This window comes from Streptomyces sp. NPDC002787, from assembly GCF_053592095.1.
Genome location: NZ_JBSFVC010000055.1, coordinates 1 through 21,922 on the forward strand (window position 1 = coordinate 1; position 21,922 = coordinate 21,922).

General features: G+C 70.7%; 20 protein-coding genes. 8 read left to right on the forward strand and 12 right to left on the reverse strand.

Annotated elements, in window-relative coordinates; genetic code table 11:
• Positions 1-50: 50 nt before the first annotated feature.
• Positions 51-1,331 (reverse strand): ABC transporter substrate-binding protein, encoded by a 1,281-nt coding sequence (locus ACWD26_RS41525; protein ID WP_451278527.1) that lies wholly within the window; start codon positions 1,329-1,331, stop codon positions 51-53.
• Positions 1,332-1,390: 59 nt separating this feature from the next.
• Complete coding sequence (locus tag ACWD26_RS41530; RefSeq protein ID WP_451278529.1) at positions 1,391-2,410, reverse strand: carbohydrate kinase family protein; 1,020 nt, start codon at positions 2,408-2,410, stop codon at positions 1,391-1,393.
• 150 nt (positions 2,411-2,560) lie between these two features.
• On the opposite strand from ACWD26_RS41530, the gene ACWD26_RS41535 reads away from it, so the two are divergent.
• The 4 genes from ACWD26_RS41535 to ACWD26_RS41550 all read left to right on the forward strand — a co-directional run bounded on the left by ACWD26_RS41535 (position 2,561) and on the right by ACWD26_RS41550 (position 8,942).
• Positions 2,561-3,310, forward strand: coding sequence for a DeoR/GlpR family DNA-binding transcription regulator (locus ACWD26_RS41535; protein WP_451278588.1), 750 nt, complete (start codon positions 2,561-2,563; stop codon positions 3,308-3,310).
• Positions 3,311-3,437: 127 nt separating this feature from the next.
• Entirely contained in the window at positions 3,438-4,778 is a 1,341-nt protein-coding gene (locus tag ACWD26_RS41540; protein WP_451278531.1) for a 6-phospho-beta-glucosidase, read from the forward strand.
• A gap of 73 nt (positions 4,779-4,851) precedes the next feature.
• Positions 4,852-7,899 carry an alpha-mannosidase gene (locus ACWD26_RS41545; RefSeq protein WP_451278533.1) on the forward strand — a complete coding sequence of 1,016 codons (3,048 nt, stop codon included), beginning with the start codon at positions 4,852-4,854 and terminating at the stop codon, positions 7,897-7,899.
• 158 nt (positions 7,900-8,057) lie between these two features.
• Positions 8,058-8,942: a sulfotransferase family protein gene (locus tag ACWD26_RS41550; RefSeq protein WP_451278535.1), complete on the forward strand. Its 885-nt coding sequence runs from the start codon at positions 8,058-8,060 to the stop codon at positions 8,940-8,942.
• A 164-nt stretch (positions 8,943-9,106) separates the two neighbouring features.
• Here ACWD26_RS41550 and ACWD26_RS41555 read toward each other — a convergent pair whose 3' ends face one another.
• Positions 9,107-10,261, reverse strand: coding sequence for an ATP-grasp domain-containing protein (locus ACWD26_RS41555; protein ID WP_451278537.1), 1,155 nt, complete (start codon positions 10,259-10,261; stop codon positions 9,107-9,109).
• Between the two features lie 249 nt (positions 10,262-10,510).
• Here ACWD26_RS41555 and ACWD26_RS41560 point away from each other — a divergent pair, with 249 nt between their 5' ends.
• Genes ACWD26_RS41560 through ACWD26_RS41570 form a run of 3 tightly spaced genes read left to right on the forward strand, consistent with a single transcriptional unit; the run spans position 10,511 to position 13,066 of the window.
• Positions 10,511-11,449, forward strand: a complete 939-nt coding sequence (locus tag ACWD26_RS41560) for a metallophosphoesterase family protein (RefSeq protein WP_451278539.1) — start codon at positions 10,511-10,513, stop codon at positions 11,447-11,449.
• Positions 11,394-12,098: a 4'-phosphopantetheinyl transferase family protein gene (locus ACWD26_RS41565; RefSeq protein ID WP_451278541.1), complete on the forward strand. Its 705-nt coding sequence runs from the start codon at positions 11,394-11,396 to the stop codon at positions 12,096-12,098. Before ACWD26_RS41560 ends, ACWD26_RS41565 begins: the two co-directional genes overlap by 56 nt.
• Positions 12,095-13,066 carry a polyprenyl synthetase family protein gene (locus tag ACWD26_RS41570; protein WP_451278543.1) on the forward strand — a complete coding sequence of 324 codons (972 nt, stop codon included), beginning with the start codon at positions 12,095-12,097 and terminating at the stop codon, positions 13,064-13,066. Before ACWD26_RS41565 ends, ACWD26_RS41570 begins: the two co-directional genes overlap by 4 nt.
• A 61-nt stretch (positions 13,067-13,127) precedes the next feature.
• Here the strand turns inward: ACWD26_RS41570 and ACWD26_RS41575 are convergent, their stop codons facing one another.
• From ACWD26_RS41575 to ACWD26_RS41595, 5 genes are all read right to left on the reverse strand, one after another.
• The gene (locus ACWD26_RS41575) at positions 13,128-13,355 is read right to left on the reverse strand and encodes a hypothetical protein (protein ID WP_451278544.1); all 228 of its coding nucleotides are present in this window, start codon (positions 13,353-13,355) and stop codon (positions 13,128-13,130) included.
• A 100-nt stretch (positions 13,356-13,455) separates the two neighbouring features.
• The gene (locus tag ACWD26_RS41580) at positions 13,456-14,883 is read right to left on the reverse strand and encodes an FAD-dependent monooxygenase (protein WP_451278545.1); all 1,428 of its coding nucleotides are present in this window, start codon (positions 14,881-14,883) and stop codon (positions 13,456-13,458) included.
• Complete coding sequence (locus tag ACWD26_RS41585; protein WP_451278546.1) at positions 14,867-16,075, reverse strand: MAB_1171c family putative transporter; 1,209 nt, start codon at positions 16,073-16,075, stop codon at positions 14,867-14,869. The genes ACWD26_RS41580 and ACWD26_RS41585 overlap by 17 nt, the downstream gene beginning before the upstream one ends.
• A gap of 44 nt (positions 16,076-16,119) precedes the next feature.
• Entirely contained in the window at positions 16,120-16,650 is a 531-nt protein-coding gene (locus tag ACWD26_RS41590; RefSeq protein ID WP_451278548.1) for a toxin-antitoxin system, toxin component, read from the reverse strand.
• Between the two features lie 31 nt (positions 16,651-16,681).
• On the reverse strand, positions 16,682-17,338 hold the full coding sequence (locus ACWD26_RS41595) for a helix-turn-helix domain-containing protein (RefSeq protein WP_451278550.1): 657 nt from the start codon (positions 17,336-17,338) through the stop codon (positions 16,682-16,684).
• A gap of 274 nt (positions 17,339-17,612) precedes the next feature.
• Here ACWD26_RS41595 and ACWD26_RS41600 point away from each other — a divergent pair, with 274 nt between their 5' ends.
• Positions 17,613-18,296, forward strand: a complete 684-nt coding sequence (locus tag ACWD26_RS41600; protein ID WP_451278552.1) for an MmyB family transcriptional regulator — start codon at positions 17,613-17,615, stop codon at positions 18,294-18,296.
• Positions 18,297-18,368: 72 nt separating this feature from the next.
• On the opposite strand, the gene ACWD26_RS41605 is transcribed toward ACWD26_RS41600, so the two are convergent.
• The 4 genes from ACWD26_RS41605 to ACWD26_RS41620 are packed head-to-tail and all read right to left on the reverse strand — an operon-like array spanning position 18,369 to position 21,701.
• A complete protein-coding gene (locus ACWD26_RS41605) occupies positions 18,369-19,163 on the reverse strand; it encodes an ABC transporter ATP-binding protein (RefSeq protein ID WP_451278554.1) in 795 nt (264 codons plus the stop codon).
• Between the two features lie 26 nt (positions 19,164-19,189).
• The gene (locus ACWD26_RS41610) at positions 19,190-19,966 is read right to left on the reverse strand and encodes an ABC transporter permease (RefSeq protein ID WP_451278556.1); all 777 of its coding nucleotides are present in this window, start codon (positions 19,964-19,966) and stop codon (positions 19,190-19,192) included.
• Positions 19,963-20,736, reverse strand: a complete 774-nt coding sequence (locus ACWD26_RS41615) for an ABC transporter permease (RefSeq protein WP_451278558.1) — start codon at positions 20,734-20,736, stop codon at positions 19,963-19,965. Before ACWD26_RS41615 ends, ACWD26_RS41610 begins: the two co-directional genes overlap by 4 nt.
• Complete coding sequence (locus ACWD26_RS41620; RefSeq protein ID WP_451278560.1) at positions 20,733-21,701, reverse strand: ABC transporter substrate-binding protein; 969 nt, start codon at positions 21,699-21,701, stop codon at positions 20,733-20,735. Before ACWD26_RS41620 ends, ACWD26_RS41615 begins: the two co-directional genes overlap by 4 nt.
• Positions 21,702-21,922: the final 221 nt, after the last annotated feature.

The following is a 21,922-nucleotide window of genomic DNA, read 5'->3' on the forward strand; positions in this document are numbered from 1 at the left end:
CGCGGTGCTCGCGCACCGCGGCGGGGCCGGTGACCGGAGGGGACGACACCTCAGTTCACCCCCTGTCGCCGGGCGATCTGCTTGGCCTGGGCGACCGCGTCGTTCCAGGCGTCGTCGGGCTTCTTGCCCTTGGCCTCGATGCTGCTCAGCTCCGCCATGAACGGCGCCATGACCGCGGAGTCGGCGGGTGCCTCGTAGCTCACCGGGATGGCCTCGGCGGCCGGGCCGAAGACCTCGATGATCTTCTGTCCGCCGAAGAACTCGTCGGGTCCCGTCATGGCCTCCATCGCGTACGTCTCCGGGGAGGCGGGGAAGATGGTGGCGTCCGCGTAGCTCTTGGCGTTGTTGTCCGGGCTGAGGATCCAGCTGATGATCTTGAAGGCCTCTTCGGGGTTCCGGCACTGCGAGGGCAGGGCCAGGTAGGAACCGCCCTGGTTGGCCGGCCCGTTGGGCGTCGCGCAGACCCGCCACTTGCCCTTGGTGCCCGGGGCGGCCGACTGGATGTCCAGCGCGTGCCAGGCGGCGCCGAGTTCGGTCGCCAGGTTCTTGCCGATGGCGGCGTTCCAGGTCTGGTCGTTGATCTTGGCGTCGATGCCCAGGGTGTAGGGGCGGATCGCCGTCTCCCACGCGGTGCGGATGTGCTCCTGGTCGCCGATGAAGTGGTTGTCCTCGTCGATGAACCGCTTGGTGCCCTGGCCGACCGCGATGTTGAACACCGAGCTGATGTTGTTGACCAGGAAGACACCGGGCTGCGACTTCTTCAGCTCGGTGCCGAGCGCGAAGTAGTCCTCCCAGGTCTTGGCCTCGGCGGCGACCTCGGCCGGGTCGGTGGGCAGCCCGGCCTTGTCGAAGAAGTCCTCGCGGTAGAAGAGCGCGGTGGGGCCGATGTCGATCGGGAACCCGATCTGCTTGCCGTCCTTGGTCTGGGCGAGCTTGGTCTTCCACTCCAGGTACTGGGACGAGATCTTCTTGAAGCCCAGGTCGTTCAGGTCGAGGAAGCGGTCGGCGTTGGGCAGGAAGGAGGCGATGTCCTCGCCCTTGATGCCGGTGATGTCCGGCACGGAGGAGCCGCCCGCCGCGAGGGTGGTGGTGAGCTTCTGCTTGAAGTCGCCGCCGATGGAGGCGCTGGTCAGCTTGATCTGGCCCTTGAAGTGCGTCTTGGCCTCGGCGACCACCTTGTCGCTGAGGGCGCCGCCCCAGTACCACATGGTCAGGTTCTTGCCGTTCTTGGTACCGCCGGATTCCGAGCCGCCGCCGCAGGCGACGGTCAGTCCGGAGGCTGCCGCGGTGAAGACGGCGGCCTGGAGGAAGCCTCTACGAGAAAGGTCCACGGGTCACTCCTGTTTGTTCCTGTTCGTGGTGCTTAGGGGCTTTTTGTGAGGGGCGGGGGTCAGTGGAGCCGCGTGGGCGGGGTGACCGGGGCGTGGTGCACCGGTGGGCCGACGTCGGCGGGGATGCGGTCCGCGAGGAAGCCGTAGGCCTTCTTCAGGTCGGGCTGGGTCAGTGAGCGCCACCAGCGGTCGACGCCGTACCAGCCGGGTGCGGCGAGACCTCCGCCGTGGTGGCCCACCGACAGTCCGGCGGACAGCACGGCGAACCGCAGCCGCTCGGCCAGGGGCCAGCCGCCGAGGGAGGCGGCGACGAAGCTCGCGCCGAACACGTCCCCGGCGCCCGTCGCGTCGAGCACGTCGACGTCGAGGGCCGGCACCTCCGCGTACTCACCGGTCGTCTGGTCCACCGCGACCGCGCCCTCGCCACCGCGGGTGACCACGGCCACCGGCACAAGCTCGCTCAGCGTGCCGAGCGCGGCGACCGCGCTGTCGGTGCGGGTGTAGGCCATCGCCTCGGTCTCGTTGGGGAGGAAGGCGTGGCACAGCGCGAGCTGGTCGAGCAGGTCGCGGGACCACCGCTGGGTGGGGTCCCAGCCGACGTCCGCGTAGATGTGCGTGCCGTTCGCGGCGGCCTTGGCGAGCCACTCGCGCGGCTCGGCCTCCAGGTGCACGAGGGCGGTGCGCGCCTCGGGCGGAGTGCGCATCAACTCGTCCTGCGAGTACGGCGGTTCCTGGCCGTGGGTGACCAGGGCACGGTCGTTGCCGTGCGCGAGGGAGACGGTGACGGGGGTGTGCCAGCCGTCGGCGGTGCGCGAGAGGGAGAGGTCGACGCCCTCCTGTCCGGCGAGGACGTCCCGGCAGTAGGCGCCGTAGTAGTCGTCGCCGAAGACCGTGGCCAGGGAGGTGCGCAGGCCGAAACGGGCGGCGGCCACCGCCAGGTTGGCGATGCCGCCCGGACCGCAGCCCATGCCGTCGGTCCAGATCTCCTCGCCGGGCGTGGGCGGCCTTCCCAGCCCCGTGAGCACGAGGTCGTAGAAGAGCAGCCCGGTCAGCAGCACATCGGGCCGGTCGTCGTCCACGCGTGCACCCTCTCGTCGAGCCCTTCGAAGATCACTCTTCAAAAGTCTTCAAATTCGGTGCACAGATCGTGCGCGCCTCCGGGGTGTTTGGCAAGAGTCGAGCAGAAGTGAGCATGGAAATGATTGGGAATGACGAGTACTGTTCAGCGCGTGCTGGCAGAGCGACGACACCAACTCATCCTGAGGGCCCTGAGATCAGGCGGCCCGGCGGCCGTCACCGACCTGTCCGAACAGCTCGGTGTGAGCCCCGCCACCGTCCGGCGTGACCTCGTCCGGCTGGAGGAGGAGGGCCTGCTCACCCGGGTGCACGGCGGCGCGGTCGTGGAGGAGGGCGACCAGCCCTTCGCCGAGGTCGCCGAGGTGCGGGTGGCCGAGAAGGACGCGATAGCGGCGAAGGCCGCCTCGATGGTCCGCGACGGTCAGTCCGTGCTGCTCGACATCGGGACCACCGCCTACCGCCTGGCCCGGCAGCTGCACGGCCGCCGCCTCACCGTGATCACCAGCAACCTGGTGGTCTACGAGGAACTGGCCGACGACGAGGGCATCGAACTGGTGCTGCTCGGCGGCATGGTCCGCCGCGAGTACCGTTCCCTCGTCGGGTTCCTCACCGAGGACAACCTCCGGCAGCTGCACGCCGACTGGCTCTTCCTCGGCACGAGCGGAGTGCGGCCCGGCGGACAGGTGATGGACACGACCGTCGTCGAGGTCCCCGTCAAACGCGCGATGATCAGGGCGAGCGACAAGGTCGTCCTGCTCGCCGACTCCGCGAAGTTCCCCGGCACGGGGATGGCGCGGGTCTGCGGACCCAGGGAGATCGACGTGCTGGTGACGAACGGGACCGTGGAGGCGGGCACCCTGTCGTCGTTGGAGGAGGCGGGGGTCGAGGTGGTGACCACATGAACGACCTCATGGGAGAGACATGCGGGCACGGCCCGCACCCATGACGGGATGACACGTGTCGGACGGTCGGCGCCCACGGTGCCGGCCCAACCGGGACATATGCACGATCGGCAAAGGTGGTAGTTGCGTGAAGCTGACGATTCTGGGCGGCGGAGGATTCCGGGTGCCCCTCGTGTACGGGGCGCTCCTCGGGGACCGCGCCGAGGGCCGGGTCACCCGGGTCGTCCTGCACGACCTGGACGCCGAACGGCTCTCCGCCGTCACCCGCGTCCTCGCCGAGCAGGCGGCGGACGTGCCCGACGCGCCCGAGGTGACCGCCACCACCGACCTCGACGAGGCCCTCACCGGCGCCGACTTCATCTTCTCCGCGATCCGCGTCGGCGGCCTGGAGGGCCGCGCGCACGACGAGCGCGTGGCCCTCGGCGAGGGCGTCCTCGGCCAGGAGACGGTCGGCGCCGGCGGCATCGCCTACGGCCTGCGCACGGTCCCTGTCGCCGTGGACATCGCCCGGCGGGTGGCCCGTCTCGCCCCCGACGCCTGGGTCATCAACTTCACCAACCCCGCCGGACTGGTCACCGAGGCCATGTCCCGCCACCTCGGCGACCGCGTCATCGGCATCTGCGACTCACCCGTCGGCCTCGGCCGCCGCATCGCCCGCGTCCTCGGGGTGGCGAACCCCAAGGAGGCCTGGATCGACTACGTCGGCCTCAACCACCTCGGCTGGGTGCGCGGCCTGCGCGTCGCCGGCCGTGACGAACTCCCGCGTCTGCTCGCCGACCGCGACCTCCTCGGCTCCTTCGAGGAGGGCAAGCTCTTCGGCGTCGACTGGCTCCAGTCCCTCGGCGCCATCCCCAACGAGTACCTGCACTACTACTACTTCAACCGCGAGGCCGTACGCGCCTACCAGGCGGCCGAGAAGACCCGCGGCGCCTTCCTCAAGGACCAGCAGGCCCACTTCTACGAGGAGATGCGCCGCCCCGACGCCCACGCGCTCAAGGCCTGGGACCGCACCCGCGCAGAGCGCGAGGCCACGTACATGTCGGAGAACCGGGAGACGGCCGGCGCCGGCGAACGCGACGCCGACGACCTCTCCGGCGGCTACGAGAAGGTCGCCCTCGCCCTGATGCGGGCCATCGCCCGCGACGAGCGCACCACCCTCATCCTCAACGTCCGCAACAAGGGCACCCTCTCCGTCCTCGACACCGAGGCCGTCATCGAGGTGCCCTGCCTGGTCGACGCCAACGGCGCCCACCCGGTCTCCGTCGCCCCGCTGCCCGACCACGCAACCGGCCTGGTCTGCGCGGTCAAGGCCGTCGAGCGCGAGGTGCTGGCCGCCGCCGAATCGCGTTCCCGTACGGCCGCCGTGAAGGCCTTCGCACTGCACCCCCTGGTGGACTCGGTGAACGTCGCCCGCCGCCTGGTCGAGGGCTACACGGCGGTGCACCCCGGCCTCGACTACCTGAAGTAAGCTCCCCGGCGGAAAGCGCTTTCCGTCCCCGTCCTCTCCCTGCTTTCTGCTCCGCCCCCTCTCTGGAGACCTCATGCATGACGAACGCCGCCGGATCGAGGAACGCGTAGAGCGCGTCCACACCCAACGCATCAAGCCCGCGATCTACGCGGCCTCCGTGCCCTTCGAGGTCGAGGCCTGGCAGGCGCCGGGGGAGCCCGTCCCCTTCGAGGAGGCCGCGGCCGCCTCGTACACACCGTTCGCGATGGACACCCCGTGGGGCCCGCCGTGGGGCACGACCTGGTTCCGCATGCACGGCCAGGTGCCCGCTGAGTGGGCGGGCCGCCGCGTCGAGGCCGTCATCGACCTCGGCTTCGTCGGCGACTGGCCCGGCAACCAGGCAGAGGCCCTCGTCCACCTCGCCGACGGCACCCCGCTGAAGGCGGTCAACCCGCTCAACCAGTACGTGCCGATCGGCAACCCCGTACGCGGCGGCGAGACCATCGACTACCTGGTCGAGGCCGCCTCCAACCCCGACATCCTCGCCGACAACTTCTCCAGGATCACGCCACTGGGCGACATCCTCACCGCCGGCGACAAGCCCCTCTACACCTTCCAACGCGCCGACATCGCCGTCCTCGACGAGGAGGTCTGGCACCTCGACCTGGACCTCCAGGTGCTGCGCGAACTGATGGTCCATCTCGGCGAGCACGAGCCCCGCCGCCACGAGATCCTGCACGCCCTGGACCGGGCCATGGACGCCGTCGACCTCGACGACGTCTCCGGCAGCGCCACGGCCGTCCGGGAGATCCTCGCCCCCGTCCTCGCCAAGCCCGCCCACGCCAGCGCCCACACCATCTCCGGCGTCGGCCACGCCCACATCGACTCCGCGTGGCTCTGGCCCATCCGCGAGACCAAGCGCAAGACGTCCCGCACCTTCTCCAACGTCACCGCGCTGGCCGACGAGTACGAGGACTTCATCTTCGCCTGCTCCCAGGCCGTGCAGTACGAGTGGGTGCGCGACAACTACCCGCAGGTGTGGGAGCGCATCAAGAAGGCCGTCGACAAGGGCCAGTGGGTCCCGGTCGGCGGCATGTGGGTCGAGTCCGACGGCAACCTGCCCGGCGGCGAGGCCATCGCCCGCCAGCTGGTCCACGGCAAGCGGTTCTTCATGGACCACTTCGGCATCGAGACCAAGGGCGTCTGGCTGCCGGACTCGTTCGGCTACAACGCCTCCTACCCGCAGCTCGCCAAGCTCGCCGGCAACGACTGGTTCCTCACCCAGAAGATCTCCTGGAACCAGACCAACAGGTTCCCCCACCACACCTTCTGGTGGGAGGGCATCGACGGCACCCGGATCTTCACCCACTTCCCGCCGGTCGACACCTACAACGCCCGCTTCAGCGGCGAGGAGATGGACCGCGCCGTCCGCAACTACCAGGAGAAGGGCGCCGGCACCCGCTCCCTGGCCCCCTTCGGCTGGGGCGACGGCGGCGGCGGCCCCACCCGCGAGATCATGGAACGGGCCCGGCGCCTCGCCGACCTCGAAGGCTCCCCGAAGGTCGTGGTCGAACACCCCGACGAGTTCTTCGCCAAGGCCCGCGCCGAGTACGAGGACGCCCCCGTCTGGAACGGCGAGCTCTACCTCGAACTCCACCGCGCCACCTACACCTCCCAGGCCCGCACCAAGCAGGGCAACCGCCGCTCCGAGCACCTCCTGCGCGAGGCGGAGCTGTGGGCGACCACGGCCGCGCTCCACGCCGCCGACTACGCCTACCCGTACGAGAAGCTCGACCGCCTCTGGAAGACGGTCCTCCTCCACCAGTTCCACGACATCCTGCCCGGCTCCTCGATCGCCTGGGTCCACCGCGAGGCGGAGGCGGAGTACGCGAGGGTGGCGAGGGAACTGGAGGAGCTGACGACGCAGGCGGTCACCGCCCTCGGCGCGGGTGACCCACGCGTCTTCAACACCAGCCCGCGCGACCGGGCCGAGGTGATCCGTACGTCCGCGGGCGCACCGGTGTACGTACAGGTGCCGGCCGGCGGCAGCGCGCCCCTCACCGCCACCGAACCCCCGCACCCCGTCACCGTCTCCGGCCGCGTCCTCGACAACGGCCTGGTCCGGGTCGAGATCGCGGAGGACGGAACCCTCGCTTCCGTCCGCGACCTGCGTGCCGACCGCGAAGTCCTCGGCGACAAGGGCAACCTGCTGCGCCTGCACACCGACCTCCCGAACTACTGGGACGCCTGGGACGTCGACAAGCACTACAAGAACCGCTACACGGACCTGCTGGAAGCGGAGTCGGTGACCGTGGTCGAGGAGGATCCCCTCCTCGGCGCCATCCGCGTGGAGCGCTCGTTCGGCAAGGGCTCCCGGATCACCCAGACGATCAGTCTCCGCGCGGGCAGCCCCCGGATCGACTTCGAGACGGACATCGACTGGCACGAGGCCGAGAAGTTCCTCAAGGCCGGTTTCCCGATCGACATCCGGGCGCCCCACTCCTCCGCCGAGATCCAGTTCGGCCACATCCAGCGCCCCACCCACACCAACACCAGCTGGGAGGCGGCCCGCTTCGAGGTCTCCGGCCACCGCTGGGTGCACGTGGCCGAGCCCGGCTACGGCGTAGCGGTGATCAACGACTCGACCTACGGCCACGACGTCTCCCGCACGGTCCGCGAGGACGGCGGTACGACCACCACGGTCCGCCTCAGCCTCGTCCGCGCCCCGCGGATCCCGGACCCGGAGGCCGACCAGGGCAGGCACCGCCTCACCTACTCGCTCCTCCCCGGCGCGAGCATCGACGACGCGGTCGCCGAGGGCTACGCCCTCAACCTGCCGCTGCGCGTCGCCGACGCGGCCGGCGCCCCCGAACCGGTCGTGTCCGTGGACGGCGAGGGCGTGACCGTCGAGGCGGTCAAGCTCGCCGACGACGCCTCCGGTGACGTCGTCGTCCGCCTCTACGAGTCCCGCGGCGGACGCGCCCAGGGCGTCGTGCGCACCGGGTTCCCGCTCGCCGGGGCCCAGATCACCGACCTGCTGGAACGCCCCCTGTCGGAGGCGGCCACTGACGGCAGCGGCGTTCCGGTGACGCTGCGCCCGTTCGAGGTGCAGACACTGCGGCTGGCGGTGGGGGAACGGTGACCGCCGTTCCCATCAAGAATTAAGAAAGGCATAAAACAGCTGGTCGCGGCGGGTGCCTTGCCCGCCGCGACCACTTCTCGTTCCCTCTATGACACCTGGAGTTCGCTTGTCACCCGTGTGATACGGAAGTACGTGAGAGAGAGTTGTGAGGTGTCATCGTGCGAGATCCGCGCATGTCCGCGATCGGCAAGGGGCTGAGGCGCCGCGGCAGACTGATCGCCGAGGCGGTGAGCCCGCCGAAGAAGCCCCTGAACGCCGTGCCGGCGCCCCGCAGCGAGGCCGACGCCACCGAGGAGCCGAAGTATGTGGCTCCCCGCGCCTCCCGGCTGGTGGACGCCCCGGTGTTCGTCCTCTCCTCCGTGCGCTCCGGCTCGACGCTGCTGCGGGTGATCCTCAACAGCCACAGCCAGATCCGGGCCCCGCACGAGATGCACCTTCGGACGGTCCACGTCCATCTCTCGCGGGACTTCACCGGGGACGCCATGAAGGCGCTCGAACTCGACAAGACCGAGCTGGAGCACGTCCTGTGGGACCGCATCCTCCACCATGAGCTCACCCGCAGCGGCAAGCGGGTCATCGTCGACAAGACGCCGCCGAACACCCTCATCTGGCCGCGGCTGCACCGATGTTGGCCGAACGCCCGCTACATCCTGCTGCTGCGGCACCCCGGCGCGGTCGTCCAGTCCCTCACGAGCCGCCGCACCGATCCGGACCACGAGGCGATCCGGGCCGAAGTCCTCTCCTACAGCGAGAAGCTGGAGGAGGCCCGGCAGAGCCTCCCCGTCCATGTGATCCGGTACGAGGAGCTCACGGCCGAGCCCGAGAAGGTCACCCGGGGCATCTGTGACCACCTGGGTGTCGAGTGGGAGCCCGGCATGCTCGACTACGGCACCAAGGACCACGGCACCTTCCGTCCCCAACTCGGCGACTGGTCCTCCACGATCAAGTCCGGCCGCATTCAACGGGCCCGCGAGGCGGACCCGACTGCGGAACTCCCGCCCCGCCTGGCGGAGCTGGCCGAACTGTGGGGCTACCCGACGTAGTTCTTCCGTGCGTGGACGGGGGCGGGTGGTGTGTGGTTGCTCGCGCAGTACCCCGCGCCCTGAAAAGCCGGGGCTGCGCCCCGTGCTTTTCGGCCCGCAGGGGCCGTGTCCTTGCAGGGGCGCGGGGAACTGCGCGACCAGCCCCCACCCACCCGCACCCTTTGTCAGACGGCCAGTGGACGGTCGGCGGTGGACTTGCAGACGGCCGGCGGCGTCACCGCCCGCGCACGCGCCTCCACAGCCTCCGGCTCCGGCACGACGACGGCGACCGGCGTCTCGACCTGATGCGGCAACACCACGGGCCGCACCGGCCGCGCCCCCGACACCACCGTGTAGTCCTGCCCCAGCCGCGTCGGCACCACCTCGCCCGGGTCCTCGCCGAGCGCCAACCGCACAGCGGCCCAAGGCGCGTTGATCCCGCACAGCGCGAGCTGGTGCAGCCCGCCCGCCGGACGCGTGTTGACGTCCATGAGGACCGGCTCGTCGCCGTACATGCGGAACTGGATGTTCGTCAGGTGGTGCAGATCGAACCGCTCCGCGATCAGCCGCGCCGGCTCGATCCACGCGGGGTGGAGCGTGAAACCGCGCCGACGGCCGTTCTTGGTGCGCCCCACGGCCATCCGCACCCGCCCGTCGGGACCGGTGAGGCAGTCGACGGACACTTCCGGCTGTTCGAGGCGCGGCATGACCATCCAGTCGACGGGTTCCTCGGCCGCCCGCACCGCCTCGACGACCATGTCGAGCTGCACATACGGGGTCGGGAATCCGCTGAGGTGCGTGAGCGAGAAGGGGGCGCGCGTGACGACACGGAAGCCCACACCACCGGCCCCGGCCGCCGGCTTGAAGCACGCCCTGTGCCCGGCGTCCTCCAACTCCTCGACGGCGGCGACGAGTTCGTCGGCGTTCGTCACCCGGAACCACGGCGGCACCGGCACCCCGTGCTCCCGGACCGCCTCGTACGCGGTCACCTTGTCCTCGAAGACCTCGATGGCGTCGGCGGGCGGCGCCAGCAGGGCCGTACCGAGTGCCGCGAACTCCTCGCGGTGCGCGGCGATGGCCGACTGGTGCAGCCGGGGCACGAACACGTCGATGCCGCGCTTGGCGCACTGGTCGAGCGCGTACTCGACGTACGCGGCGGGGGAGAGCCCGTCGGGCTCCAGGTCGGCGGTGTCGGCGGCGGCCAGTACGGGGGAGTCGGCGTCGCCGTGCGTGGCATGGATGTCCACCGGACAAGCGTGCGGATTATGCCGCAGCTGATCCATGAAGAAGACGTTCTCCGCGTACGTGCGGTTGAGCCAGACGCGTACGCGAGAGACCATGCAGGCCGCCTTTCCAGGGTTCGCGGGCACGGCGGAGCAGGCCGTGCCCGGCCAGGGGGGATGGAGGTACGCCGAACCGCCGTACGCGAAGAAGGGGCGTGGCGGTGGTGTAGGACGGATCATACGGCCACTGGGGCCCATGTTTCTGTCACGCGCGTGTTAATCCTCGCGCCGCGGTCTTTCCGGGACGTCTCCGGCGGTTCGGCCAGTCGCTCTTGTCCACCGGTGCGCACCTGTGTTCTCGTGTGGATGTTCGGTGTTCAGGAGGGGGTACGGGTGGAGTCCAGGGGCGGCCGTCATGGAAGTCTGCTGGCCATCAGTGATCTGCACATCGGATATCCCGAGAACCGCGCCCTGGTCGAACAGATGCGCCCCGAGACCGACGACGACTGGCTCCTCGTGGCCGGTGACGTCGCCGAGACCGTCGCCGACATCCGCTGGGCCCTGCAGACCCTCGCCGGCCGCTTCTCCAAGGTCGTGTGGGTGCCGGGCAACCACGAGCTGTGGACCCACCCCAGCGAGACCGTCCCGTACCGGGGCGTCGAGCGGTACGAGCACCTCGTCGCCCTCTGCCGGGAACTGGGCGTCGTCACCCCCGAGGACCCCTACCCCCGCTGGGAGGGACCGGACGGGCCGGTGGTGATCGCCCCGCTGTTCCTCCTGTACGACTACTCGTTCCTGCCCAAGGACTGCGCGACGAAGGAAGAGGGCCTGGAGTACGCGTACGGCACGGGTGTGGTGTGCACCGACGAGCATGTGCTGTACCCCGACCCGTATCCGACCCGCGACGACTGGTGCCGCGCCCGGGTCGCCGAGACCGAACGCCGGCTCGCCGAGATCCCCGACGGCCTGCCCACGGTGCTGGTCAACCACTACCCGCTCGACCGGCACCCGACGGACGTCCTGCACTACCCGGAGTTCGCGATGTGGTGCGGCACGGAGCTGACCGCCGACTGGCACCGGCGCTTCCACGTCGAGGTGATGGTCTACGGCCATCTGCACATCCCGCGGACGACCTGGCTGGACGGCGTCCGCTTCGAAGAGGTGTCCGTGGGTTACCCCCGCGAGTGGCGGCCGCGCCCGGAACCCCCGGGCAGGCTGCGCCGCATTCTGCCGATGGAGGTCGGAGCCGGTGATCGAGGAACTGCTCCCGGGGTCGGTCGTGGTCGTGGAGGCGCACGCCGATGACGCCGCCGCGGCCGAGGGGATCGAGCTGTATCCCGAGGAGGAGGCGGTCGTGGCCCGGGCCGTGGAGAAGCGGCGCCGCGAGTTCACCGTCGTACGCTCCTGCGCCCGGAGGGCCATGGAGAAGCTCGGGGTGGCGCCGCGCGCGATCGTGCCCGGCGAGCGCGGCGCTCCCGGCTGGCCGGACGGGCTGACCGGCAGCATGACCCACTGCGAGGGGTACGCGGCCGCCGCGCTGGTCCGCGCCGTCGACCTCGCCTCCCTCGGCATCGACGCCGAACCCCACGACGCCCTGCCCGAGGGCGTCCTGACGGCGATCGCGCTCCCCGTGGAGGAGACCCGACTGCGCCGCCTGACCGCCCACCACCCCTCGGTCCACTGGGACCGGCTGCTCTTCAGTGCCAAGGAGTCCGTCTACAAGGCATGGTTCCCGCTCACCGGGCGGTGGCTGGACTTCTCGGAGGCCGACATCGAGGTGACCGTCGACCCCGGCGGCCGTTCCGGCGGACTGCGCGCCGAACTCCTGGTGCCCGGACCGGTGGTGGGCGGTCGCCGTATCGGTGCCTTCGACGGACGCTGGACCGTCCGGCGGGGGCTGCTGGCGACGGCGGTCTCGGTTCCCTTCCCCACGGAGTACGAGGACGCCAGGTGAACTCCTTTTCCTACGTGGATCTGCACAGACAGGTCGCGTCGGACATCGACGCGGAGATCACGACCGCCCTGGACAGACTCGGGCCGTCATCCACTGCGGTACGGAAATCCATATCCGGGCTGCTGGGCCACCAGCAGATGAAATACCCCCTGTCCGTGCTTCCGCTCCTCGTGCACGCCGCCGAGACGGGCACGCCGGACCCGGCCGTTCCCCTGGCGGCGGTGCATGTCCTGTGGTGGACCTCCGCCTGCTATCTCGACGACCTGGCCGACGGCCACGGCGCGCACACCCCTGACGGACTCGGCACGGACGAGGCGCTGTTGGCGTCCGTCCTCACCGGACAGGCCCTTCCGATCAGGGTCGTGCAGGCGCAGTCGGTGCCGGACACGATGCGCAACGCCCTCACCGGTGAGATCGTCAACTGCTGGATCGGTGCCGTGGAAGGCCAGTTGAAGGATCTGCGCGGCGATGTGGAGAACGCCTCGCGGGACGCGGTCGTCGCCGCCTATCGCGGAAAATCCGGCGCACCTTTCAAAATGATCACGGCGATGGCCGCGCTGCTGTCCGGGGCGGGGGTCGAACGGACCGAACAATGGCGGGAATTCGGGGATGTCTTCGGCATCCTCTGGCAGCTCTTCAACGACCAGGAGGACATTCTCTCCGGCCGTGACGAGGACCTGCGCAACGGCACGGTGACCTATCTGCTCGCCTGTGCCCTGGAGGAGACGCCTCCCGAATCCAGGGCGCGTGTCGCGGAACTCAGCGCCGCCGCGCGGAGTTCCGAGCAGCAGCGTGCGGAACTCCGCGCGCTGCTGCTCGCCCCCGCCGTTCTCCGTCGTTTCGAGAAGGACCTCGCGGCGTTCCGCGACGAGGCGCACCGCGTGCTCGACGAAGTGGGCGGCGACGAGACCTACTTGCCGGCCCTGCGGCAGTTGGTGGACCAGGCCGCCGGAATGTACCTGACCTAGCCCCCCAGGAGTGCGACGACGGTCCGCCGGGTACACCCGGCGGACCGTCGCACCCGCAGGCTCAGACCTCCGGGCACCAACTCCGCAGCAGCCGGAAGAACTCCTCCTCGTTGCCCGCCAGCCCGGCCGCCGCCAGGGCCTGCTCCGCCTCGGCGAGCGTGCCCGGCGGCACCACGGGTGGTCGGCGTGCGTCCGGCGGCCCGTCGAAGGCGGCTCGTACGGTCCCCAGCAGTCGCAGATAGGCCTGGACGGCGGCGCGCTCGCGGTCGGTCAGTACGGCGGTCGGCATCGAACGGCTCTCCCCTGGTCGGATCGGCGAAACTCCGTGCCCGCCCCGGCATACGGGTGGCACACCCCCAGCTTGCCGTCCACCACTGACAATCCCGTGTCTATCGAGGTGACGCGCCCAGGACCGTCTCCCGCTCATGGTCCGTCAGCGGTGGTTCCAGCGGCGGGCGTTTGAGCGGGCCGCGCAGCACCGCCAGGACGACCTCCGGTCTGACGAGCGCCCCGATCGGCTCGTTGAGGGTGACCACGCCGAGGTACGCGTCGCAGACCAGGGGCCGTCCGAGCGCCGTCCGCGCCAGCCGCTCCAGATAGCGGCCGAACAGCCTCTGCACGGGGTTCGGCTGCTTGCCGATGGCCTCGGGGTAACGGATGTCCGCGCCGGTGGCCAGCTCCCACGCGAGGGTCACCGGCACCGCAACGGCCTTCTGGACGCGGCGCGCGAGCCCCGGCGCCGTGAGACCGCGCGCCGCGACCAGTGCGCGCAGCGCGAGGGCGCTCTGGGCGGCGACCGACATGCCGTGGCCGTAGATCGGGTTGTATGTGGCGACCGAGTCGCCGGTCGCGACGAACCCGTCGGGCCAGTCGGACACCTTCTCGAAGAAGCGCCGCCGGTTGATCGTGCTGCGGGTGACGACGACGTCGGTCAGCGGCTCGGCGCGGGCGATCAGCTCGCCGACGACCGGGTGCCGGACGCTCCGTGCGAACCCCTCGAACTCCTCGGTGAGAGCGGTTGGTTGACCACCCCGGGTGCCCGACAGCGTCACCAGCCAGCGTCCGCCCTCGATGGGCACCAGGGTCGCGCTGCGCCCCGGCACCGGCTGCGAGCCGTCCGGCTGCACATTGACCACCGGGAAGTCCTCGGTGCCGGCGGGCGCCCGGAAGATCCGGCTGGCGTACACGAGCCCGGAGTCGACCTCCTCCATCGGCGCCGGCGAGACCCCGAGCGTGTCCAGCCAGGCGGTGCCCCGCGAACCACGGCCGGCGGCGTCCACCACCAGGTCGGCGGCGAGCACCCGCTCCTCGCCGTCGGCGGGGCGGACGCGTATCCCCGTGACCCGGGAGGCGTCGCCCTCCAGGCCCAGGATCTCGGCGCGGTCGAGGACGGTGACCCGGGGGCCGGCGAGGAGGTGGGCGCGGACCACCGACTCCAGCAGATCGCGGCTGCACGCGATCATGAACTGCATCTCGGGCCAGCGCCGCAACCAGCCCTGGGGCGACATCGAGACCAGACCGGTCGGCAGCGGGATACGCCGGGCACCGGCCGCCAGCCAGGCCTCCGTGACGCCCGGCAGGAGTTCCTCCATCGCCCGGGCCCCGCCGGACCACAGCAGATGGGCGTGACGGGCCTGTGGGACGCCCTTGCGGGGCTCCGGCCCCTCGGGCAGCGCGTCGCGGTCGACGACGGTGACCTCGGCGTGGTCGCGCAGCGCGGCGGCGGCCAGCAGGCCGGCCAGGCCCGCGCCGACGACGACGGCACGCTGGGGAGGGGGGGCCGAGGTGGCGCCTGGGCCGCTAACGGGTTCGTTCATGGAAGTCGCTCTCTGACCTGGTGGCGGCGGCCCATTCACGGGCGGCCGCCACGACGGGTGACTGACGCAGGGCGATGGACATCCGTACGAGGTCACGGGGGTTCTCGGCGGGCGGGGCGGGCGCGTCGGCCGGGGCGGAGCTGATGACCCGGCCCTCCGGGTCGTCCGCCTTGGCCCGTACGGCCGCCGTCACCATCGCCGCGTCGGCCTCGGCCCGCGCCTGCAGGGGCTCGGAGCCCGCCGCGACGGCGGCGTCGTACGCCTTGGCGCGTACCTCGGAGTCGAAGTACGGGTACAGGCTGAGCATGCCGTCGTGGATGTCGGATTCCCGCTGCGTCATCTGCAGCCGGGCCGGCGCCCACCAGGAGATCCGCACGTCGTGGCTCGCCTGGGCCCAGACGGGGCGCAACTCCCGCCACAGCGGGCCGAGCCGGCGGTACATGGACCAGATGGTCCAGGAGTCGCCGAGGCGCTCCCCGGCCAGCGGCAGACAGAAGCCGACCGCGCAGACCTGGGCGCCGACGGACGACAGCACCGGGGCGACGTACGTGCTCAGGTAGTCCAGGTCCCCGCCCTGCCAGCGGGTCACCACGGCGACCAGCTTGACCGCCGCGAACGGCACGTTCACCAGGAAGCCGAACGCGATGATCAGCAGCCCGGCGCGCAGCCAGCCGCGCACCTGGAGCGCCCAGCGCCAGCACATGACGTTCATCGCGACACCCGCGACGGTGAACCCGGTCAGGTACAGCACGATCATCTCGCGCAGGAACGGGGTGTTGGCGTAGTACGTGTCGAAGTCCCGCACCCGCTCCACGGGCGCCTCGCCGAGCACGAACAGCAGCACGATCGCCGCACACACCGCGCCGTACCCGGCGATCCAGCGGCGCGAGAGGCGGCGCGTCGTCTCGGGTGGGCCGCCGCGCCAGTAGGTGATCAGCACCAGGCAGGAACCGCTGAAGGCGCTCAGCAGGAAATAGACCACGGCCGCCGAGATGTTCGGGACGCCGGTGACACGGTTGACCTCGCTGATCGTCGGCGGCGCGGCGAAGCAGAAGACCAGCGCGGCCAGCGTCATCAGCGCGCACACGGATCTGATCAGGTGGTCGCCCCAGTTCCGCAGCAGCGCGGGCGTCTTCAGGGCGAGGGCGATCGTCATCGCGACGGCCGGTAGGTAGTAGCTGGACCCGTCCATGTCTTCGGCGTCTCGGCGTCTCGGCGTTTCCGCGGTCCGGCCGCTCAGCCCTGCGGGCCGCGGTAGCCCAGCGAGGCCCCGATGCGGCCGGCCAGGTGATCGCGGCCCACAGGCCCGCGCAGAGCCGAACCCGCCAGCCACATACGGCACTTGCTGGCCAGCAGCAGCCCGAAGCTCTCGGCGTCCTGCTCGTCCGCCAGGTCGAAACGGGTCCGGGCGGCGACCTTCAGCACGGTCTCGCACAGATCGGCGTCCCGGTTCAGTAAGCGCGCGGCGACCGCGGCACCGTCCATGTGATGGCCGCAGTGCCCGGCCTGCATGTGCCACAGCTCGTGGCCGAGGATCACCAACTGGTGGTCGGGGGCGGTGCGTTCCTCGATGACGACCAGGTCCTGCTCCGCCATGTCCAGCCACAGCCCGCTGGCCGTGCCCGGCGGGAACGCGGCCGTGCGGTAGTGGACGGGGCGGCCGCGGCGTCTGCTCATGGCGTCGCACAGGGCGCTGTAGAGGTCGGCGGGGTCCGCCGGTGCCGGCAGCGTGAGTTCGCCGACCAACTCGCCGCACAGACGGCGCATTTCCTTTCCGATGCCCACAGATCTCCCCCGGTCAGGACTCGGGCCGCTTGACGCTCTCCAGCAGCATGTCCAGCCACTCCGCCACCTTGTCGCGGTGCTGGTCGGTGGGCAGCTGGGCCGCCCGCCAGGCGATGGAGCGCACACCGTGGTTCTGCAGCAGCCGCTGCAACGGGTCGTCGGCGGCCTCGGCCGCCGCGCGCTCACGCTCGGCGAGCTGCTGGAGGAGCTCCTGCTCGGTCCGCATCAGGGCGCTCGCCAGCGCCTCGGGATCCTCGGCGGTGAGGAAACCCGCGTGCACCCTGAAGAAGCGCTGGATGGCGTCGCAGTGCTCCATCGTGGGGCGCCGGTCGCCGTTGATCAGAGCGCCCGCCTGCTGGCGCGACATTCCGGCGCCGTCGGCGATCTCCTGCTGGGTGTATCTGCGGCCGTTGGGCTTGAGCCGGGTGCGTCGCAGCAGGTCCAGGCGCTGCAGGAAACGGGCCTGGATGTCCGGCTCACCGGCCCGCTGCCCGCTCAGCAGCGCTTTCACCACCGCTTCCGGCACACCGGACGCGACCGAGAGCCGTCGGGTGTCGAAGACCTCCGAGTGGGCCACGCGCAGCTTGTCCGCCAGCGCGGTGACACGGGCCACGACGGCCGGCAGCAGAACCGTCGCCGCGGCGTCCGGAACCTCGAAGCCATCCGTCACCGACAGATCTCCTACGTCTCTCTCAGGCCAATTTCGCGGTACTGCGGAATCCGTGGAACCAAGCCTGGCGCGAGACCCTGGTCCCGGCAAGTACACCGTGAACTGCGGGGAGACTAGCGGTTCGGTCGAACTCACATCCAGGCCTCGCCACAACTGTGGCGAGATTCAGCCGTCAACCGACGCCGAATGCCACGATAGTTGACACGACTCCGCTCAGGGCAGGAGGATCAAGGCGCCGCGTGAAGGCCGCATAGGCAAGAGGGGTGACCTCCCGATGGCATATCAGGCAGGAGGGCAGCGGTCGGTACCGCGGCCCGTCCCCGACACCCTGGAAACCCAGGAAGCACAGGCGTACCTCCAGGACTACGCCGCGCTGCTGGAGTCCGTGCCGTTCCCGTCCGTCGTCCTCGACCACCGCTGGGACGTCGTCCTGGCCAACTCCGCGTTCCGGACGCTCTTCGGCGGCGTGGGACCGCACCCGACAGCCATGCCGGGCGACAACTTCCTCCGCTTCGTGCTCTTCCACCCGGACGCCGCCACGGTCCTCGGCGACCACGAGTCCAGCTGGTGCCTGCCGATGCTCGCCCACTTCGCCGCCGCCGTGGAGACGCACGGCCAGGACCGGGGCCTGCAGTCCATCCGCCGGGAGATCGCCCAGGACCCGATCATGGACGCCGCCTACCGCCACGGCCTCCCGCACTGGCTCCGCACGGTCGGCCCCGGCGCCGGCCGGCACGACGGCGCCGTACGCCCCCTGCTCCACCCGGACCCGCGCTGGGGCGCCACCGACTGCCGTGTCGTCGGCGAGACCCCCGACACCCTGCGCGACATGGGCTACAGCCGGATGACCCTGGTCCTGCGCGAGGTGGGCCGGCCGGCCGAGGTCGCCCGCAGGCCGCGCCGCCCCCGGCGCACCACCACGAGCCACCTGAGCGTGGTGCCCTCGCCCGAGAGGTGAGCCGCACCCCCTCCGGCGCCGCCGGCGTTCAGGTCGCCGACGGCGCCGGAGGTCCATCCCTGTCCGGGGCGGTCAATCCTTGTCCAGGGCGACGCCCCGCTTCGCCGCCTGGATCTGTTCGTACACATGGGTCCGCAGCTCCGCGAAGCGCGGCGCCACCCGGGTGTGCAACTGGTCGCGTTCGGCGGGGAGATCGATCTTGAGCTGTTCCTGGACGACGGTGGGCGAGGCGGAGAGGATCAGCACCCGCTCGCCCAGGTAGACGGCCTCGTCGATGTCATGGGTGACGAAGAGGATCGTGATGCCCCGCTCCCGCCACAGGCCCCGAACGAGGTCCTCCAGATCGGCGCGGGTCTGGGCGTCGACCGCCGCGAACGGCTCGTCCATCAGCAGCACGTCCGGCTCGTACGCCAGCGCCCGGGCGATCGCCACCCGCTGCTGCATACCGCCGGACAGCTGCCAGGGATACGCGCCCGCCGCGTCGGAGAGGCCGACCGAGGCGAGCGCGTCGTCGACCAGCGCGCGCCGCCGGTCCTTGCTCAACCTCTTCTGTCTCAGCGGGAGTTCCACGTTGTCGCGGACCCGCATCCAGGGGAACAGGCTGCGCCCGTACTCCTGGAAGACGACCGCCATGCCGGGCGGCGGCCCGTCCACCGGCCGTCCCCCGAGGAGGACTTCACCGGCCGTCGGGTTCAGCAGGCCGGCCACGCACTTCAACAGGGTCGTCTTGCCGCAGCCCGACGGGCCCACCAGGCAGACCAGTTCGCCCGCGTCGACGGTGAAGGTGAGGTTCCGGACCGCCTCAACGCGCCGCCCGGAACCCTCGTAGACCTTCTTGAGGCCCGATACGTCAAGCAAGGCGTGCATCGCCCGCTGCCCCTTCTCGAGTTTCACTACGACCGCCGGGAGGACGCGCGCAGACCGTGGTACCAGCCGAGCACGCGCCGCTCGACCAGCCGGAAGACGACCGACAGCAGGAACCCGAGCAGACCGAGGACGAGGATGCCGGTCCACATGTCGGGGATCGCGAAGCCGCGCTGGAACTGGACGATGGTGTAGCCGAGCCCGTTGCTGGACGCGGTCATCTCGCTGATGACCATGAGGATGATGCCGATGGACAACGCCTGCCGCAGCCCCGCGAAGATCTGGGGGCTCGCCGAGCGCAGCACGACGTTCCGCAGCCGGGCCGCACCCGTGATGCCGTACGACCGGGCCGTCTCGGACATCACCGAGTCCACCGCCCGGACGCCCTCGACGGTGTTGAGCAGGACCGGCCACACGCAGCCGCTCGCGATGACGGCGATCTTCATCGTGTCGCCGATCCCCGCGAACAGCATGATGACCGGCACGAGAACCGGCGGCGGCACCGCCCGCAGGAACTCCAGCACCGGCTCGCAGACCGCCCGCACCCGCCGGTAGGAGCCGATGACCGTGCCGAGCGCGACGCCTGCCACCGCCGCCAGGGCGTAGCCGGCGGACAGGCGCAGCATGCTGGGCAGGACGTCGGCGCGCAGCCGCTCGGCCGTCCAGACGTCCGGGAAGGTGGTGAGGATCGTGCGCAGGGGCGGCCAGTAGACATCGGTGCTGTCGTCCGACGCGAGCCACCAGACGGTGACCAGGACGAGGGGGAGGGCGACGACGAACAGCAGCCGGAGCGGTACGCGGCTCACACCGCCACCTCCCCGCGCACCGACTGGTGCCAGGCCAGCGCCCGTCGCTCCACCGTGCGGGCACCCACGTTGATGAGCAGCCCCAGCAGCCCGGTGACCACCACCAGGGCGTACATCTCCGGCACGGCCTGCGAGGTCTGGGCGACCGCGATGCGCTGGCCCAACCCCGGTGCGCCGATGACGAGTTCGGCGGTCACGGCCAGGATGAGGGCCACGGCGGCGGCCAGCCGGACGCCCGTCATGACGTACGGCAGCGCCGTGGGCCACAGGACGTGCCGGACCCGCGCCCAGGTGCCCAGGCCGTAGGAGCGGGCCGTCTCCTCGGCGACCGGATCGACGTCCTGGACGCCGTACAGCGTCTGGATCAGGATCTGCCAGAAGGACGCGTAGACCACCAGCAGGAGCACCGACCGCAGTTCGGTGCCGTACAGGAGGACCGCGAGGGGGATCAGGGCGACCGAGGGGATCGGGCGCAGGAACTCGATCGTGGAGGACGTCGCCTCGCGCAGATACGGCACGACGGCGATGACGACTCCGGTCAGGATTCCGGCCGTCACCGCGATCAGGAGCCCCAGGGCCCAGCCGGTGAGCGTGTCCCCGAGCGCGGTCCAGAACGTGTCGTCGGCGAGCTCGGTGGCCAGGGCGTCGGCGACCCGGCTGACCGGCGGGAAGTACTCGTCCTCGACGAGGCCGAGCCGCGGGAGCGCCTCCCACAGGGCGAGGAATCCCGCGAGCCCGGCCGCGCCGAGTGCGGCGTCCGCACCCCTCACGGCAGCAGCTTGTCCAGGTCCGGGGCCTTCTCGAACAGGCCGTCCTGCTGGCCCAGTTCGGCCAGCCGCTCGATGGAGGCACGGTCCGGCTCGGCGGGCCAGCGGGGCAGGACGACCGTCTCCAGCAGGTTCTCCGGGATCTTCGTGTACGTGGTGATGATCTCGCGGACCTCGTCCGGGTGCTCGTCGGCGTACGCGAGCGACTCGGCCGTGGCCTCCTGGAACTTCTTCACCACCTCGGGGTTCTTCTGGGCGTACTGCTGGGAGGTGAAGTACATGGCCACGGTCAGGTATGGCGACACGTCGACGAAGTTCGAGGCGAGGACGGTGCCGCCCTGGGACTTGATCGTGGCGAGCGCGGGCTCCACCACGCAGGCGGCGTCGACCTGGCCCTTGGACAGGGCGGCGGGCATCTGGTCGAACGGCATCTCGACGTACTCGACCTTGGAGGGGTCGCCGCCGTTCTTGCGGACCGACTCGTTGACCGAGGTGTCGCAGATGTTGCCGAGGGTGTTGGCGGCGACCTTCCTGCCCTCCAGGTCCTTGGCGGACTTCAGGGGGCTGCCCTTCGGCACGGCGATCTCCGCGAAGTCGGCCCCCGCCTTGCCGGTGGACGCGACTCCGTTCACCACGGCCTTGACGGGTACGTTCTTCGACTGGGCCACCAGCAGCGAGGTCATGTTGCTGAAGCCGAAGTCGAACTGGCCGGAGACCACACCGGGCACGATCGCCGCGCCGCCCTGGGCGAGCGTCGGCTCCAGTTCGAGCCCGCGCTTGCTGTAGAAGCCCTTCTTCTGGCCCAGGTACATCGGGGCGACATCGATGATGGGGATGACGCCGAGCTTGAGCGTGGTGGTGCCGCCGGATGACGAGTCCCCGCCGTCCGACCCGGAGTCGGACGAACCGCAGGCCGTCGCGGCGACGAACACGGTGCCGGCCGCGAGGCCGATGAGCAGACGACGCATGACTCCCCCTGATGGGACCGTTCTTCGACGGGCTGTTTCGACATGCTGTGCGCACACCGCACAGAAGTGCTCAGCGGGAAGGTAGAACGCCGCCGGTTGCGGGTCAATGCCCTTGCCGTGCAAGGTCGTTGACAGTTGCAGAAGTGTGCTCCTAGCGTGCGCAGAGCGCACCATCGTGCGTGCGGAGCGCACGGGGCGCGCTCCGTTCGAGTGGTTTCCGT